Raw genomic sequence first — 303 nt, forward strand, 5'->3', positions numbered from 1 at the left:
ATTTTTTCCTTTTCACCAGTAGTAGCTACCACTAAAGGCAATTGAAATTCCAAGATAGATTTAATGAGCATGTAAATAATAAGGGGCATGATTTAGAACGTGGCATATCTAAACATAAGACAAATGCGCAGCATAAGCATGCAGAAAAATATAAAAATGATACGAAAAGACTTAAAGCTCAAAAAGACGAGACAAAACAAGCGCTAAGTAAAGTTAAGCAAAACGGTAGAACAGAAGTAGAAAAATTAAATGATATAAAGCTAGAGATGACGAATATACAAGAACAAAGAAAAAATTATGGGA

General features: G+C 31.7%; 1 pseudogene. It reads left to right on the top strand.

The annotated features are described in order from the left end of the window. Positions 1–41: 41 nt before the first annotated feature. Positions 42–303, top strand: a pseudogene (locus KA858_RS12700) (hypothetical protein); the annotation flags it as partial.

Origin of the sequence: Staphylococcus sp. GDX8P80P (genome assembly GCF_017893095.1) — a bacterium.
Classification (GTDB): domain Bacteria; phylum Bacillota; class Bacilli; order Staphylococcales; family Staphylococcaceae; genus Staphylococcus; species Staphylococcus borealis.